Source organism: Streptomyces sp. PH10-H1, assembly GCF_030063355.1.
Classification (GTDB): Bacteria; Actinomycetota; Actinomycetes; order Streptomycetales; family Streptomycetaceae; genus Actinacidiphila.
In genome coordinates this window covers 53,399-69,927 of record NZ_JASISZ010000018.1, presented here as the reverse complement: position 1 = coordinate 69,927, position 16,529 = coordinate 53,399, and the positions used below count along the sequence as shown (strand labels likewise).

15 protein-coding genes are annotated in these 16,529 nt (G+C 67.8%); 7 read left to right on the top strand and 8 right to left on the bottom strand.

Translation table 11 applies throughout. The annotated features are described in order from the left end of the window. Nucleotides 1–529: 529 nt before the first annotated feature. The 6 genes from QMK24_RS14105 (at nt 530) to QMK24_RS14080 (ending at nt 6,582) form a co-directional block, all read left to right on the top strand. Nucleotides 530–1,447 (top strand): hypothetical protein, encoded by a 918-nt coding sequence (locus QMK24_RS14105; protein WP_283466112.1) that lies wholly within the window; start codon nt 530–532, stop codon nt 1,445–1,447. Then, on the top strand, nt 1,444–2,142 hold the full coding sequence (locus QMK24_RS14100) for an ATP-binding protein (protein WP_283466111.1): 699 nt from the start codon (nt 1,444–1,446) through the stop codon (nt 2,140–2,142). The genes QMK24_RS14105 and QMK24_RS14100 overlap by 4 nt, the downstream gene beginning before the upstream one ends. A 95-nt stretch (nt 2,143–2,237) precedes the next feature. Continuing rightward, nucleotides 2,238–3,533, top strand: coding sequence for a hypothetical protein (locus QMK24_RS14095; RefSeq protein ID WP_283466110.1), 1,296 nt, complete (start codon nt 2,238–2,240; stop codon nt 3,531–3,533). Between the two features lie 334 nt (nt 3,534–3,867). Then, nucleotides 3,868–4,356: a plasmid mobilization protein gene (locus tag QMK24_RS14090; protein ID WP_283466109.1), complete on the top strand. Its 489-nt coding sequence runs from the start codon at nt 3,868–3,870 to the stop codon at nt 4,354–4,356. Further along, on the top strand, nt 4,353–6,092 hold the full coding sequence (locus QMK24_RS14085; protein ID WP_283466108.1) for a relaxase/mobilization nuclease domain-containing protein: 1,740 nt from the start codon (nt 4,353–4,355) through the stop codon (nt 6,090–6,092). Before QMK24_RS14090 ends, QMK24_RS14085 begins: the two co-directional genes overlap by 4 nt. Nucleotides 6,093–6,201: 109 nt before the next feature. Beyond that, the gene (locus tag QMK24_RS14080; RefSeq protein ID WP_283466106.1) at nt 6,202–6,582 is read left to right on the top strand and encodes a hypothetical protein; all 381 of its coding nucleotides are present in this window, start codon (nt 6,202–6,204) and stop codon (nt 6,580–6,582) included. 246 nt (nt 6,583–6,828) lie between these two features. Here the strand turns inward: QMK24_RS14080 and QMK24_RS14075 are convergent, their stop codons facing one another. The 8 genes from QMK24_RS14075 to QMK24_RS14040 all read right to left on the bottom strand — a co-directional run bounded on the left by QMK24_RS14075 (nt 6,829) and on the right by QMK24_RS14040 (nt 15,153). Continuing rightward, nucleotides 6,829–7,650 carry an SPDY domain-containing protein gene (locus QMK24_RS14075; protein ID WP_283466105.1) on the bottom strand — a complete coding sequence of 274 codons (822 nt, stop codon included), beginning with the start codon at nt 7,648–7,650 and terminating at the stop codon, nt 6,829–6,831. Between the two features lie 330 nt (nt 7,651–7,980). Further along, complete coding sequence (locus QMK24_RS14070; protein ID WP_283466104.1) at nt 7,981–8,787, bottom strand: hypothetical protein; 807 nt, start codon at nt 8,785–8,787, stop codon at nt 7,981–7,983. Nucleotides 8,788–8,981: 194 nt separating this feature from the next. Further along, nucleotides 8,982–10,004, bottom strand: coding sequence for a glycosyltransferase family protein (locus QMK24_RS14065; RefSeq protein WP_283466103.1), 1,023 nt, complete (start codon nt 10,002–10,004; stop codon nt 8,982–8,984). Nucleotide 10,005: 1 nt separating this feature from the next. Next, nucleotides 10,006–11,298 (bottom strand): serine--tRNA ligase, encoded by a 1,293-nt coding sequence (serS, locus tag QMK24_RS14060; RefSeq protein ID WP_164607265.1) that lies wholly within the window; start codon nt 11,296–11,298, stop codon nt 10,006–10,008. Next, nucleotides 11,291–12,007 carry a histidine phosphatase family protein gene (locus tag QMK24_RS14055; RefSeq protein WP_283466100.1) on the bottom strand — a complete coding sequence of 239 codons (717 nt, stop codon included), beginning with the start codon at nt 12,005–12,007 and terminating at the stop codon, nt 11,291–11,293. The genes serS and QMK24_RS14055 overlap by 8 nt, the downstream gene beginning before the upstream one ends. Further along, entirely contained in the window at nt 12,004–12,930 is a 927-nt protein-coding gene (locus tag QMK24_RS14050; RefSeq protein ID WP_283466099.1) for an aminoglycoside phosphotransferase family protein, read from the bottom strand. Before QMK24_RS14050 ends, QMK24_RS14055 begins: the two co-directional genes overlap by 4 nt. Then, nucleotides 12,930–14,180 carry a methionine adenosyltransferase gene (locus QMK24_RS14045; protein ID WP_283466098.1) on the bottom strand — a complete coding sequence of 417 codons (1,251 nt, stop codon included), beginning with the start codon at nt 14,178–14,180 and terminating at the stop codon, nt 12,930–12,932. The genes QMK24_RS14050 and QMK24_RS14045 overlap by 1 nt, the downstream gene beginning before the upstream one ends. A gap of 79 nt (nt 14,181–14,259) precedes the next feature. After that, nucleotides 14,260–15,153, bottom strand: coding sequence for an aminoglycoside phosphotransferase family protein (locus tag QMK24_RS14040; protein ID WP_283466097.1), 894 nt, complete (start codon nt 15,151–15,153; stop codon nt 14,260–14,262). Between the two features lie 147 nt (nt 15,154–15,300). Here QMK24_RS14040 and QMK24_RS14035 point away from each other — a divergent pair, with 147 nt between their 5' ends. Continuing rightward, on the top strand, nt 15,301–16,521 hold the full coding sequence (locus QMK24_RS14035) for a helix-turn-helix domain-containing protein (RefSeq protein WP_283466096.1): 1,221 nt from the start codon (nt 15,301–15,303) through the stop codon (nt 16,519–16,521). Nucleotides 16,522–16,529 lie beyond the last annotated feature (8 nt).

Here is a 16,529-nt window from a genome sequence, read left to right as displayed (position 1 = left end):
GACTCCCGCAAGCGAGGCAACATAGCCTGGAATCCGCCGTTGACCAAATACCTCGAACGGCGTTGATGGAGCGGCGTCTGCGGTGCCTCTCACGTGGGACTCTGCATCGCCCGGCCAAAACGCACACCCATCAAAGCTCTGCAGAGGGCGATTTACCGATTGTCCCTTTTGTGCCGCTTCTAGGTCAGCGGCCAATTCGGGTCTATCGTTTTAGGGAAGCCGTGCACGATGCGTTCGCCGAGAGCTGTTTGCATTCTCGGCAGAATGCTGGACTTGTGCGGAGAGGGTGTGGCTGTCTTGGCCATACGCCCGGAACCCCTGGGGTCGAACACATGAAAAACCCCCGGCGGGCCAACGCCGGGGGTTCAAAGTCCCCTATCAACCGAATTGGGACGATCAAGACGGTGGCGGCCACAACGCCACCGGGTGAGGAACCGTCTATGCCACAACAAGCTACAGCCCTCGCGGCCGTAGTCGCGTACCCGTCGCCGAACTCCCGTCCTCTGCCTACGAAGGCGGGGCGATAGGCATGGCGCGGATACGCACCATCAAACCGGAAGCCTTCATCTCCGAGTCGCTCGCCGCAGTGAGCGTCCCTGCCGAGCGGACCTTCTTCGGCCTGCTCACCCAGGCAGATGACCACGGGCGCTTCCGTGACCAGGCCGCCGTCATCGCCGGCGCCCTGTGGTCTCTGCGCCCCGAACACGGCCCGCTGGAAGTCGAGGACGACCTCACACAGCTCGACGGTGCCGGTCTGATCTGCCGATACGAAGGCGCCGACGGCAAGCGGTACCTGCACATCGTCGCCTGGGCTCGGCATCAGAAGATCAACCGGCCCAGTGGCAGCCGTTGCCCGGCCTGCCCACGCCACCAGGAGGGTCGATCGGCCGCGGCTGCCCCGTCCGTTCGCGGTGTCCTCCGTGAACCGGTCGGGAGCCCTCACGGAGGAGAGCCTGAGGGCTCCCGAGAACGTAGCGAGTCACCCGTGAACGACGAAGCCGCAGTTCAGAGCAATTTCAGTGAGCCCTCACCACAACGACAGGAGGGTGCGGTGAGGACTCAGGGTCCGGATCTAGGACCTAGGATCCTGGATCTAGGATCACCTCCGGTGGGGAGCGCAAGCGCCCCCGCGCCCCCGGCTGCCTCGGGTTCGGTCTCGGCCAAGAGCCTGGTCGGCGAATACGTCGCCTCATGCGAACACCGGCCGCCCGGCGACGTGCTCGGCCACCTCGGCCGGGTGGTCGGCAAACTGCTCGGCGAGGGCCTCGCACCCGACCATATCCGCGCCGGGATGCGACGGATGCGTGCCAAGGGCCTGTCCGTGCACCTGCTGCCGAGCCTGGTTAACGAGGCCATGAACGCTCCGCAGGCAGCCGCCTCCCCACACCGGGCGTGGTCCAACCCGGTGCCAGCTGACGTCGAGGCGGCCTACGGAGGCCAGCTGTGACCACAGCCACCACCAGCCGCGAACCGCAGCGCATCAGCACCCTGGCCGCCCGCCTCAGCACGATCCTCGCCGACCGGGGCATCGACGCAACCGCCGCACCCGCTGAGGCCCCCTCGGAGCGGGTGACCGCGCTGGAACTGGCCGAAGCCCGCATCCCGCCCCGCTACCGCCACGCCCTCGCCGATCACCAGCAGGTCGCCGCCTGGGCCGACGAGGTAACCCTCGCCGCGCGGCCCGGCCCGAGCGGTACCCGCGGCATCGCGCTCGGACCATCCCTGCTGATCGCCGGACCCACCGGCACCGGCAAGACGCACCAGGCATACGGCGCGGTGCGGTCGCTATTGACCGCCGGAGTGCGACTGCGGTGGGACGCAGCCACCACGGCTGACCTGTACGCCCGCCTGCGCCCACGCGCCGGCCACGACGCCGAGCGAGACCTCGCCACTCTCAGCAGCTGCCCACTGCTGATCCTCGACGACCTCGGCGCAGCCAAACAGTCGGAGTGGACCGAGGAGATCACCTACCGGCTGATCAACCGCCGCTACACCGAGCTGCTCCCCACCCTCATCACAACCAACCTGCCGACCGCCGCGCTGCGCGACGCCGTCGGCGACCGCGTCGCCTCCCGTCTCGCCGAGATGACCACGACCGTCGTCCTCACCGGCGCAGACCGCAGACGCCAGCCCGGCGTCTGACCGCACGCCGCCGCCCCACCTGACCGCTTCCTCACACCGCCCGCCTGCGCTCCCGCCTGCCCACCCGGCGCAGCGGGCCTCTGGAGACCCCCTGTATGACGCCATTCCCCCTGCCCGCACTGGGGCGCTGGACCCCGACGTCGCTCGCGTTTACCGCCTTCCTGGCCGCATGCACGATGCTCCTGATCGGCCTGCTGATCTACCGCCTCACCAACCGAAACCGCAGCAAGCGCCAGCCCGGAACACCCGCTGTCAGGGTCGCCGCACTGGCCGCGGTCGGCTGTACCACCTACAGCGCCGACACCAGCTGGCGGTTCGCCGCCGACTACCTGGACATGAACGGAACCACCGAGCGCACCGCGATGTTCGCCGCCGCCGAACTCGCCCTCTTCGCCACGGCGCTGCTCGCGCGGCAGAACCTCCAAGGCCCCAAACAGACCCCCGGCCTGCCCGGCATCCTCACCTGGGTCATCACCGCTGTTCAGGTGATCCCCGCGTACGCCGAGTCGGGCGCGGTCGGCGGCACGGTGCGGGCCTTCGTAGGACCCGTCATGGCCGCACTGCTCTGGCATCAGGCCATGGGCATCGAACTGCGCATCCGCACGCCCGAGGCCGCCTCTCACAGCGTCCTCGCCCGGGTCGGCCGCGAAGTACGCGAACGCCTGCTCTCCCGCCTTGGTATCGCCGAACGCGATCGTGATGCCGCGCAGATCACCCGCGACCGCGCCACCCGCAAAGCCGTCGCCCTGGCCGCCCACCTTGCGGAGCGAACCCAGAAGCAGCGCACCAGCTGGCGAGGCCGGCGCACTGCACGGCGGCTGTCGCAGGCCATCGCCGAAGCCTCGGTGGGCATCGACCAGCGCCAACGCGAAGTGCTGCTGCAGCAGCTCGCCGTCCGCCGTCACGCGGCAGCGCTGGCCACGATCGAGCTGCCATCGCCCTGGACCGCTTCCACACCGGACGGGCTCGCCACGCGTCATGTCGAACCGACGGCGCCCCGACACAGCCCACCGGCCGCCGACTACGCCTCCGAGACCGAGGAAGCCACGGAACACCTCGGTGCCCACCTTCCCCCCGAGTCTGTGGCTCACCGATCCGTGCAGAAACAACTCCCCCTGCACGATTGGGCACCCGCCCCAGCACCCGCCGAGCCGTCCCACGAGGAAGACGTACCCGCGGCGCAACGCTACGGCCGCCCTCCCGGTGCCGAAATGGACGAGCTACTCGCCATCTGCCGCGAGGCCGTCGCAGTGCACGGAACAACCACCCGCGCCGTGCTGCGCAACGCCATCCGGAAGGCCGAACTCACCATCTCCGAGGACCGGCTCACCGAACTCAAGGCGCTCCTAGCCGCGGAGCAGGGCGCCAAGACCAGCCTCCCAACGGCCTGACCGGATATCCGGTCAGCCACAAACGACGGCACGGGGATCCGCGGACCATCGACTCCGCCTGACCGCAGCCCCACGTTCACGCCGCCATACCAGGCGCAGCACTCCCCCGCGATCCCCCCTCTCGCACCAGCAGGACGCGGGGTTACTGCCCAAGCGCCGGCCTGATCCGCTCATTCCCCCCTCCCATCAGGAGCCTTCCATGCAGGATCCGTGCACCACCAGCCCCGACCAACACCAGAACGAGAGACAACCCACCCCAGCTTCAGACGGAGCAAGTTGGAGATTCGGACACTCCCCCGCCGGGGGAGCGTCCGAACTCGACCCCGCCCCAGGGGTGGCGGGGCCCGACCAGCGCCAGGGGGCGCCGGACGGGAAGGCTGCGACCGAGGGCGGATCGCAGCCAGGCGCGGCCGGGCGCAAGCGCCGGGCCAGGGGGAAATCGCGTCCGCGTGACAAGAAGCAGCGTCCCGCCCAGAGCGTCCGCCTCAGCGAACGCGAACACGCCCTCATCCAGGCCGGCGCCGACGCCGTCGGCATGAGCATCGCCGGTTTCCTCGCGCACTCCGCCCTGGCCGCCGCCCGCGACCAGACCCGCACCGCCGCCGCCATCGCAGCCGACCACGACGTCCTCACCGAACTGTTCGCCACCGGCCGCAAACTCGGCTGGGCCGGCAGCAACCTCAACCAGATGGCCAAGACCCTCAACTCCGGCGGCGACGCCACCGACGTCGAGGAGACCCTCGCTGACGTCCGCCGTGCGGCCACCGCCACCAAGGCTGCCGTTGAGCGGATCATCTCCCGCGCGAAAGGCGAGGCCGCTTGATCCCTCGCATCCACAAGCAAGGCAGCAACACCCGGGGGCTACTCAACTACCTCTACGGCAAGGGCACCCGCGAGGAGCACGTCGATCCGCACCTGCTCGCCTCCTACGACGGCATGGCACCCGACCCCGGCCGGGACCCCTCCGCCACGAATGAAGACCTCCAGCGGGTCCTCGACCAGCCCCTGCATCTGCTCGGGGAAGACCAGTGGCCCGAGCAGCACGTGTGGCACTGCTCCGTGCGGGCCGCGGGCACCGACCGCATCCTCAGCGACGAGGAGTGGGCCGACATCGCCCGCCGCATCGTGGCCGCCACCGGCATCGACCCCGTCAGCCCAGACAGTGCCGGGTGCCGGTGGGCCGCTGTTCGTCATGCCGACGACCACATCCACATCATCGCCACCCTCGTTCGCGAGGACGGCCGCCGCCCCGACCACCACCGCTCCGGCCAACGCGCACAGGCCGCAGCCCGCCTCATCGAAGCCGACTACGGCCTGCACCGCGTCACGCCCGGCGACGGCACCGCAGCCAAACGCCCCACCAGCGCCGAACGCCACAAAGCCGAACGTGCTGGGCGGGAGCGCACTGTGCGGGAGGAGCTGCGCGAGACCGTGCGCGGCGCGGCAGCCGGCGCGGCCTCCACGGATGAGTTCTTCGACCGGCTGGCCGCCGGCGGTGTCCTGATCCACAAGCGGATCGCACCGTCGGGTGACCTCCTCGGCTACAAGGTCGCACTGCCCGGTGACCGCAACAAGGACAACGAACCGGTTTTCTACGCCGGCTCCACCCTCGCCCCCGACCTGTCCCTGCCCCGCATCCGAGAACGCTGGACCCAGCAGGCGCAGGCTGTCCCCGAAGGCGGCTCCGAGACCGCGCAGCCCGCCCTTCCGCCCGTAACCCATCCCGCGTTCGCCCGACGTCGCGCCACCGCCGCCACCTGGCGCGCCCTGCTGATCATTGATCACGGTGACGACGGGATTGCAGCAGCGCAGATCGCCGCCACAGGGGAGATCCTGGACGCGCTCGCCCAGACTTGTGCCGCCCATACCCGCACCGAACTACGGCAAGCAGCCTCCGCGTTCGAACGGGCCGCCCGCTCCCACATCCGTGCCATACGCGGGCACGACCGCGCCCTTCGCCAGGCCGCCCACGATCTGGTCCACAGCGGCCCCGCCCTCGGTCACGGCGAGGACGGCGCCACCACCGCCATGGTCATCGACATGGCCGTCTTCCTCGCCATCACCGTGGCGAACTGGCACGCCAAGAGGCACCACCACCAACAGGCCGCCGCGGCCCAGCAAACCGCCGAACACCTGCGTGCCGCCTACCAGGCGGCCGCAGCCCACCCCATGGCCACCCTCCGCCGGCGAGGCCAGCGTCAGGCAGCGAGTATCCGGAGACGGCAAGCCGACCTCCTGCGTCAGGTGCTGCCAGAGCTCGCCGAACGCATCCAGGCCGAGCCCGGCTGGCCTGCTCTGGCCGCCACCCTCGCCGACGCCCGGCAAGCGGGACACGACCCGGCCTCCCTGCTCGCCGACGCCACCCAACGACGCGAGCTCGGCACCGCCACCTCCATCAGCGACGTCCTCGTCTGGCGCCTGCGCGCCACCGCTCACCTGCCCGCCGCACCCGAAAACCCGCAGGTCAGACCCACCCGAGGCAGCCGGGGCACCCTGGCCGCAGCACCCGTCGCATCACCGGTCGCCAGGGCGTCGAGCCGTTCCAGCCATCGGCACTGACCCCGGGGAGGCGGGCGCAACATAGCCGACGATCGCCGGTTAGCCCAACCGGCGATTCTCCAGACGATTGATGTACCCCAACCGATCCCACAAGGAGCCGCACACCCCTATGACCGAACTGGAAGTCAACCCCTCCGTCGTCGCCCTTCTCTGCGACTCGGACTTCACGTACCGAAAGGACACCCGTACCTGGTCCCACAGCGACGGGCGACCGTTCAGCAACGAGGAACAGACCACCGCCCTCCACGCAAACCGCGAAGAATTCTTCGAGTTCCATGCGCAGTTCGAGCGCTACATGGAGTATAAGCGGGGAGTGTACGACGCCCCAGAAGTCATGAACCGGTTCCTCGCTCCGTTCATGAACCAGCTCGCTAAGAAGACCTTGGGCAACGCCGTCGAGCTGATGAGCCAGGACGAACGGGTCGAGTTCGATCGCTTGCTCGCCCTCCAGATGGAACCGGTGCGTCCCTTCACCCCCTACACCTTTTAGCGAAGGCCCGCGTCACATATTGACCCAACGATGGAGTGACCGGGGCCAGAGACGTTCCCGGTCCCGGCGATCGGCGCCAGGAAAGATCAAATAGACGCCATCTCCCAGCGCTGCCAACAGGCTGGATACAGCAACTAGCCCGCTCCCGCTCGGGCAACCACAAGTCCGCTACACACCGGAGCTGCACGAGCAGCACGAAGCCGGGCCTCCCATGCGAGAGGCCCGGCTTCCCGGCGTGGGGCACGGTCAGCTCGCAGGGGCCCGTAGTAGGTGATCCCGCGTGCTCTCCGGCAGCACTCGGCGCAGTACCGGTGTGGTGGAGCTGAGCGAGGAGGCGAACGCGGCGACCAGGCTGTGGGGCACGCTGGCACTGAACGACGCAGCCCACAGACATGGGGCCCCCATGGCCGGCTCAGCCCACGCCTGCCAGCCCCTCGCCCCCTCATCCTCCGCCTCGGCTATCAGAGCCCGGGGGTCGGCGTCCTGGATCAAGGGCGGCACCTCGCCGAGACTGATGCGAGCGGTGAAGGTGGGGTGCATTGCCGCCGTCTGGGGCTGTTCTGCGTCGCGGAACCAACCGTGCGCGGTGACCGCATCGAGGACCACCCGGGGTCCGGCGGACGCAGCAGAAGGCTGGCCGCATGCGTCAAGTGCCTGGAGAAAGGCGGCGATGACTTCACCCGGGACTTCACGGGTGAAGTAGGCGGACCAGTCCGCGAGAGGACTGCTCGCGTCCGAGCGGGCAGAGACCTGCCACGCGATCGGCAGCCCACCGAGGTAGAACGGCTCGTCCGGCAACACCCACTGCGCCCACCGAAGAGCGTCGGGACTGATGTGCAGGACCGTGCTGCGCAGCACCTGAAGGTCCTCCAGCGGTTTATCGAGCTCACGCCGCCCTCGAACGGCTGTCAGGCTCGTCCAGCCGAAGCCGGCGAGGTAGTCCGCGACGGCATCGTAGAGACGACCGTCGTCACCGGCCAGGTGTCGGGGGCCGACCCAGTACGTGGGAAGGACGCCGGTCGCGAGGGAAGGATCGAACGGAAAATGCGGATTCAGGAACGCCTCCATGTGAATTGAAATGGGCCCATCGACCACCGACGCAGCGAGCTAAGGCGGCCTGAAAATCTCTGGGAGGTCGTTTACCTTGACATCCCTTACCCCATGTGGCCAGTCTTTCTGCGCTCTTCCTTGTCTGCCTCCAGCGAACTCATCGCTTCCGGAGAGCTCGGCAGTCGATGGCTATTCAGAGGTGGTTCGATACCGCTCCGAGAGCGGCAGTCGTGCCGCGTTCACGCACCTGCCGTGGATATACGAAACTGCAGACAGACCCCGGCATGAGACACGAGAGCTACAACAGGGCCGCCCTGGCAGGCGGCTCACTTCATTTCGGAATTCTCTTCAGCTGTCCAGCTCCTCCTCGATCGCCATGGTCACCGCCGGCCAGGGAACATTCGGCTCGCCGAAAAGGCGCCAATAGCGGTAGGACGCACGCACCAGGGAGCTGACGCCCAGCCTCGCCACATCAGGGTCGATCGCTCCGATGACCCGGCGAGTGATGCCGCCGGCCCCTCGCGCGGCAGGGCTGACGCCGTGCGCGAGGAGAAGGGTGGCCGTGCGGACGGCATCGAGTGTCGCCCGTGGCACGAGGGACGCGAACCTACCGAAGACGAGATCCCACCACTCAAGCCGCGTCCGTGCCCAGGCCAGGCGTTCCAGCCCGGTGCCGAGGTCTACCGCCATTCGCTCGGGGTTGTCGGCGTTCCACAGGAGAACGATGTCGCCGAGAGGCAGGTCGAGGTGGTCGAAGCGAAGAGTGATGCCTACGACTTGGCGGCGCCGCCAGGTCGAGAGCTTGCCGTGAACGCTGATGTGGCGCGCGTGGAAACCCAAGCGGGAGAGCACGCTGAGCCAGCCGTCCAAGATCGTCCCAAACTCGTCCAGGCACTGGATCGGCTGGACTCGGGAGACGTTGACGAACGAGGTCAGAAACCCGTCCTGGAGGTCACCTGATGCGTCACGCCGCCCGGTGAAGCGGACGACAGGCTGGGGCAGGAAGCCGCTGCGGTACGTCAGTGGGCGACCGTCCTTGAGGAGGGGGTCAAGGGCTTGGACAGCCGAGATCGTCAGCTCGGTCTCCCGGCCCCATCGAAGGGGCAGACAGGCGGCCTGCGGGACGCCCTGCGCCGCGAAGCCCGCCTTCAGCACCGCCAGGAGCTCCTCCCACGACGGGGTGCGGCGAGGCGGGCAGTACGGAGAGCCTCTGTGTGCGTGCTCGATCCTGATCCGACCGGCAGAAGAAGTGAACACCCATTGCGGGCCGAACACTTGTCGCAGCACGGCAGGTAAGCGGTCCTCCCGTGCGGATGACTCCCCGAGCGCGTGTTCCCGAGCCCCGTCCGTCAGCATGGCCGTGTCGACATCGCCGTGAAGTGGCGGGCTGGATCGAAGCGTTGCATCCCAATCTCCTGGACCTGCGTGTGGTCAAGGTCCTCGGCTTCTTCGATCGCCCGGGCCAGAAGTCCTGCGGCCGTCTCGTCGTCCAGGTCGGGGTCGCCCACCGTGATCGCCCCGGTCTGATCGCACAGGGCCGCCTCAGCGCATGTTCCCCCGCGCCACGTGAGCGCGGCCATGGGAGTGCCGGCGCGGAGGGACTCGCCGAAGACTGCGGCGCCAGCCTCCACGTACGTACGGGCGTAGGTGTAGACGAAGGCGGAGGCATCGCGGATAGCGGCGGTCTTGGCGGGGCCGCCGAGCTCGCCCACCCATTTCACGTGGCTCGCGCTGAAGAGGCGCTCGTGGTGTCGCACGTACGCCTCATCGAAGACGGGTCCGACGATCTGTATTCGGCGGCCGAGCATCTGGGCGGCGCGGACGGCGATGTGCGGGGCCTTCTCCTCGTCTATGCGGCCGAGCCACACGAGGTCGCTGCCGGCAACAGCCGGAGGTTCGTCCTCGTCCAGGCCGAGGTGGACAGCGAGTTCAGGCACAGGCTGGTGGTCCGCGTACCGCTCGATCATCTCGGGCGAGTAGCAGTAGAGGCGTGACCGCGCTCCGTCGAAGGCGGTGCTGGTGTGCTGGAAGACGGGTGAGTGCTGGAACGTGGCGACGTCGCATTCCAGCGCGTTCCAAGTGCGGGTCCAGGCGGGCAGCGAGGGGTACTCGTGCCCCACGACCAGGAGGTCGTATCCGGCACTCCGCAGCGCGCGCTCGGCGAGTGATCCGGCGGTGATGTCTTCCAGGCGATCCGGCTTACGGACCCAGTCGGGCTCCAGGTCCGCGAGCCAGCCCGGCCCCAGAAGGTGTACGTCGGCGCCTGCGGCACGGGCGCCTACGGCGACCGCCCACAGCCATCGTTCGATCCCGCCGTACCCGGCGGGTGGAAAGGCGTAGCTACCAGGGAAGTCGCAGACGCCGACGAGCACGTTATGCCTCCGGTGTTCCGTCCGCCGAGATACGGCGGAAGCCGAGGTACGGGAAGAGCGATTCGGGAAGGACGAGGGAGCCGTCCTGCTGCTGGCACTGTTCGAGGAGCGCGGCCACGGTGCGGCCGATGGGGAGACCGGAGCCATTGAGCGTGGCGACGAGCTTGGGCTTGCCGTCCTCGCCTCGGGTGCGGATGTTCGCGCGGCGGGCCTGGAAGGTGCCGAAGTTCGAGATCGAGGAGATCTCCCGGTAGGTGTTCTGGCTGGGAATCCAGACCTCGATGTCGTACGTGAGCTGGGCGGAGAAGCCGATGTCGCCTGCGGCCAGCTTGACGACGCGGTACGCGAGGCCGAGCTCCTTCAGGCACGCCTCGGCGTGGCCGACCATCGTGTCCAGCGTGGCGTCGGCGTCCGCGGGGTCGACCATCCGGACGATCTCGACCTTGGCGAACTGGTGCTGCCGGATGAGGCCCCGGGTGTCACGGCCGTAGGAGCCAGCCTCGGAGCGGAAGCACGGCGTGTGCGCGGTGAGGGCCATGGGCAGCTCGGCCGGGGGGATGATCTCGTCGGCGTAGAGATTGGTCAGCGGTACTTCGGCCGTCGGGATCAGGAACAGTTCGCGGTCGGCCATGCCGGTCTTGAACAGGTCCTCCTCGAACTTCGGCAGCTGCCCGGTGCCGGTCATCGTCTTACGCGTGACCAGGTAGGGGACCGCGTGCTCGACGTATCCGTGGCGGCGGGTGTGGATGTCGAGGAAGAGGGTCGCCAGTGCCCGTTCAAGGGCGGCGCCCGCACCGCGGGAGACCACGAACCGAGGGCCCGACAGCTTCGTCGCCCGGCCGAAGTCGAGGATGCCGGTGCTCTCACCGAGGTCGACGTGGTCCTTCGGCTCGAAGAGGAAGGACGGCGGGGTGCCGACGCGCCGGACCTCGACCGCGAACTCGTCAGAGTCGCCGTCCGGGGCCGAGTCGTCGGGCAGGTTCGGGATGCTGAGCAGCAGATCGCGGAGCTCTTCCTGGCTCTGCTCCTGGCCGGCCTCAATCTCGCGGACCTGGTCCTTCAGCTCGCGGGCGCGCTCCTTCAGCTTGGCGATGTCGCCGCCCTGCTTGGCCGTCTGCTGGACTTCGCTTGCTACCCGCTTGGCCTCCGCCCGCAGCTCGTCGGCTGAGCGGATGCTCTGGTTGCGCCGCGACTGGAGGTCTTCCAGCCGGGACAGGTCCAGGGAGTAACCGCGACGAGCGAGCCGACGAACCGCTTCGGCACCCATCTCAATGAGGGCGCGGGCATCATGCATGAGGAAGATCCTTTTTATCCAGCGAGCGGGATGGGGATGCAGAATCGACGGTAGCAACCGTCGAGCCTCCGCTGATCCGCAATATCGTCCCGCCACCGTCGCCGGCAGGTTCTTGGTGAGCACTCGCGTCAAGATCGTCCAGCAGCGTCGTGATCAGGATCGGGAGCTCGTCGTCGGGTATGGCGACCGGCTCGACGTATGGAGCCTCCGGGAAGAACAACGGCATGCGGTCGTTCGCAGAGCGGCCCTGGTGCCATAGCAATACAGATACCAGCAGCCCGTGGCCGACGAGTACACGAGGGCCGGGATGCTCCAAGGCGGCGAAGACCCCTGAGAGCATCCTGCGGATGCCCTCGCTCTGCGATTCCGTAGCACCGGGTGGACGTCGGCTCGCGCCCTGGCTGTCGAGCCATACCGCGTATTCCAGAAACGGGCTGCTCTCGAATTTCCCGTAGTCGAGTTCATTCAACCGAGCGTCGACGACCAGTTCGGCCGCCGGAACGCCCATCAGCAGGAATGCCGTCTGCTGGGCTCGTGGGAATTCGCTGGCCAGCCACGTCGCCACAGCATGCAGAGGCAGGGTCGCCCAGGCACGGCTCAAGGACTGCCGGCCTTCGTCGTTGAGCTGGATGGGCTTGGCCGGGTCGCCATTGACGAGGTAGCGCTTGCTGTAGTTCGTCTGGCCATGGCGAACGATGTAGGAGATCACGTTCCGCTCCATCGAGTCGATGCCGAGAGGTCGGAGAGCACTTCCGCTATCCGCGGCACTCTCGGATCGCCGGTCTCCACGTAGAAAAGGAGACCGTCGAGGGCGAGCAGGCGGCACCACGGTGCGAGTACGGGCACAGGGATCCGGGACACGCGCGAGGCAGCTGTGAGCCGTGCGCTGGTCCCCTGGCCGAGGTCGTAGTAGACGGTCCAGAACGCCCAGTCGAACGCCGGGTCGCCCAGCATGGGCAGCGGGTCGATCAAGCGCGGCCGAGCCCGCGAATCGAAGGGCACGTTCTCCCGGTACAGGTCCGCGTGGAGGACCGTCGTCCGGGTCGGGTCTTCATCAAGGTCAGCGAGAGACGGGAGCGTGGCGTCGATGGGAGGGCGCCACCGGCCGACGTCTAGGGTGTGCTCCCGCCTACGGATCCGGGGGAGGACTTCCCCATGGAGGTAGTCGGCCAGCCGGGGAAATTGGTTCGGCCGGTTCCTGCGCCGCCCGACGATGTGCAGTCCCTGAAGGGCGGCGGCGACCATCTGTGTCTCACGGTGTGGTCGATCCGCGCCCCCAGGCCGGCCTCCAACGAGTTCGAGGGAGGCCACGGCGAGATCGTCCGCCGCTTCGAGGACGTCGGCTGTGGGTCCGCCGGCCCACAAGCGCAGAGCGTCCACTTCGTGGCGGTATCGGTCGGGGTCGACCCAAGCTTTGAGGAGAAGCGGACGCCCGCCGAGGTCGGTCGTCATCGCGATCACCGATGCGTGTCCGGAGTCGACATAGCCTCTGAGCGAGAGCTTCCAGCGCTGCGCGGCAGTGGCTAAGAGATCAGGGGCTGTGTCGAGCCAGCCCTGGGCTCCGGGGCCGTAGTGCGCGAGGAGGCGCTGCCGACAGCCCGAGGGGATATCGCCGAGCGTCCGCGTCGTCATCAACTCAGCACGATTCCGCCGGAGACCAGCTCGTCTGTGAGGGCCGGGAACTCGGTGAGAATCTCGGCGACCAGGGCCTGCACCTTGTCGAGCTCGGCGTCGGCAGCGGAGAGGCGGACGAGGATGCGCCAGGGCTCGTCGAGGCGCTGGCCCGTGGTGCTGACCAGGTGCACTTCCGCGTAGCCCGCAGTCGCCTCATGGAGCCGGAGAGCGAGCCGTTGAGCGGCGATGTTGTACAGCTTGCCGACGTGGTAAACGGGGTTCTTACCGTTCGCCCCCTCCAGATTCATCGGCCGCAGCGGCGTGATCAGCCCATTGACGCGGTTGCCCCGGCCGACGACGCCCTCGTCACCGGACTCGATGGAGCTGCCCGTATAGGTGAGGTACAGCTCGTCCTTGTCCGGGACGTCACGGGCGTTCAGGCGGAAACGAGCTTCGGCGCCAGGCAGGCGGACGCCAGCCAGGCGATGGCACTCGACCAGTACGGTCTCTGCGTTGCGGACGTACTGCCCTCGGCTGCCGACCTGGCGGGACTTCTGGGGGACACACAGCACGACATCCGCGCATTCACCATCCCAGTACCCCATGAGCTTCACGTCCGAACCGCACCAGGCGTGGGCGCGGGTGAAGTCGCTATCCCCGGAGAAGTGGTCGACCAGCTCCCTCACGAACGACTCGAAGGAATTCTCCGGTGCCCAGCCGGTGCCAAGAGACGTGTCGTTCGAGAGCCTCACGCGCCGCTCGCGCAGGTCGTCGATGGAGCGCGGGCTGAACCACCGGGTCCGGTCCGGTATCTCGTCACCGGTGAGCACGGCACCCGGGCTGGAATTGCTGGTGATGTTGAAGACGATGTCGAGGCTGTCCGAGACCTCGGGGAGCCGCTCGGCGAAGAAGGACCTCACTTCCGCCTCGACGATCTCCGTGACCGGGATGGACTCACCTCCGCACATCGGTGCGGCTCGTCCGTTGACCAGGACCCGCACGGGAGAAGTCATCCGGCCTCCCCCGTATCGGACTTCGCTGGCTCCGCCGAGGAGGGCGAGCTTGTCGAAGTTGTGGTGGAGCACGGCGCCGAAGTGGTCGACCGTGTAACGGCTGTAAGCGCGCGACAGCCGCTCCGCGAGATGGTCGGCCAGGGTGTCCGGGTGTCCCAGGCCCTTGCGTTCCACGATGGTCGTCGCGCCCGGTGTGGCCACGCCGGTGTCGATGACGAGGTGGCTTTTGCCGAGGATCGTGCTGGTACGAGGCATCGCGAACTCCCTTTCAAGGGTGGACAGAAGGGGATGGGCGCAGGCGTCAGCACGCCTGGACGAGCGCTGAAGCGAGAATTCAGCGAGGAACGCCGGCAGCGCGGAGGAGCGCGACGGTCTGGGCGAGCGACATGTACGCGGAAGCGGCCTGTTCTTCGGCAGCGAGTCGGTAGACAGCGCGGGTGGTAACGAGGTCTATGTCCTGGGGCCGGCGGCGATCGAGCCACAGGAGCAGGCGCCAAGCGAGAACCGGCCCGCTGAACGGCAGCCGGGTCACGAGATCGACTGGAATGCGTCCGGGCGGTACGCCCTCGTACAACAGGTCGCGCACGAGGTGAAAGACCACGTCGGTGTAGTCGAGAACGGCCGGTCCGCGGGCGCTTGCCTCCCAATCGACGACGTGCAGAAGCTCGCCATCCACGAGGAAATGCTCTGGCTTGAGATCACCATGCAGGTGAACCACCAGATGGGAATCGATCGGTTGGAGGGCCTCACGCAGCACCGCCCACCAGGGAAGCCACCGGCAGCGAGGAGAGAACTGATCCAGCAGGAACTGGCGCGAGGAGGCAGAACCGGCTCGCCACGCTGCCCAGCCGGAGCCGGGATTGGCGCCAGCAGTAGGTCGGTGCAGTCTGTCACTCACAGCCACGACGTAACCGATGTACTCCTCCGTCGCGTTGTGCGTACCTACCGAGCATGGGGTCCCATCCACCACCGGGAACGCCGTCCAGGACCCGATCTCGTCGTTTCCCGTGGCCAGGACAGCCGGAACCGAGATGCCGCGGAGGGCAGCACGCGCGACCGTCGCAGCTTCACGCAGGCGCCGACCCTCGGGGTCAATGCCCACGTAGACCTTCAGCAAGGCACTGCCGTCCGTGGCGAACCGCGTTCTGGAATACGGCTTGATGGCTGCTGGTCCGAACGGACCGAGCTCCTGCTCGATCCACGACTCCGTCGTCTTCGTGCTTCGCACCCTCTGCACCTCCATTCTGTCGATTTGCTTCGGAGCCCAGCGGCTTTCTCGGTCTCCTGCGACAGTAGGCACGGCACCCCGCAGCACCCCGGAAAAACCTTCCGGGGTCTATTCCGGCCACGAGGTGATGCTCAGGACATGCAAGGAATGACAGAGAACCTGACCATCGGCGAGCGCGTCGCCTGGTACCGGCGCCGGCGCGGTCTCTCCCAAGAGGTCCTGGCCGGTCTCGTCGGACGCACCACGGACTGGCTGAGCAAGGCGGAGAACAACCGGATCGAGCTCGACCGCTTATCGGTCATCACCTCACTCGCCCAAGCCCTGGACGTCTCCCTCGGAGACCTTCTCGCCGAGCCGGCCCTCATGGAATGGTCGAGCGACAGCGGCCACCGCACAGTCCCCGCGCTGCGCGAAGCGCTCATGGACTACAGGCAGCTCACGCCTCTGTTGAGACCGTCCGATGACGAACCACCGGCTCTGAAGGACCTTCGGACCAACGTGAAGGAGGTCCTCGACGCCTACCAGGCGTCCCGCTACGGCTTCGCCACACGACGCCTTCCCCTCGTCCTGGCCGATGCCCTCGCCGCATCCCGCGCGTACTCGGGACGTAAGGGAGAGGAGGCTCATGCCCTGCTCGCCCTGATCTACCAAGGTGCCGCCATGGTGCTGGGCAAGGTGGGGGAGCCGGAGCTGGCGTGGATCGCCGCCGAGCGCGGTCTGGCAGCCGCACAGCTCAGCGGTCAAAGCGCAGTGACCGGCTCCCTGCTCCGAGCGGTCACACACTGTGTGCTGTCCACCGGGCGGTTCACCACGGCGATTCAGCTGGTGAACGACGCGGCGGCCGTCATGCAGCCGGAGTTGAACAACGCGAGCAACGAGCATCTATCCGTATACGGAACGCTCTTCCTCACTGGGGCGATGGCTGCGGCACGAGCAGAGGACCGGGCAACCACGCAGACTTTTCTTCGCGAAGCGGACGAGACCGCACAGCGGCTCGGTGCTGATGCCAATCACATGTGGACAGCCTTCGGCCCAACCAATGTGGCCATTCACTGCGTGGCCACTGCGGGAGAACTCGGAGACATACAGGTGGCCGCGGACCTCGGACCTCGAATCGACACAAGCGGTATGCCGGTAGAGCGGCGTGTCCGGCACAGCTTGGAAGTCGCCCGCGCGCTCAGCGCCTGGAACAGAACCGACGATGCCCTGGCCACGCTGCTGGACGCCGAGCAGGCCGCCCCTGAACAGGTGCGCCACCACTACCTGAGCCGGGAACTGGTCATCGGCTGGATGCGCGGCACCCGAGGCAGACCGTCTCAGCCCTTGGCCGACCTGGCTCGCAGGCTGCGCGTCGTCGCCGGCGGATAGAGTCCGTC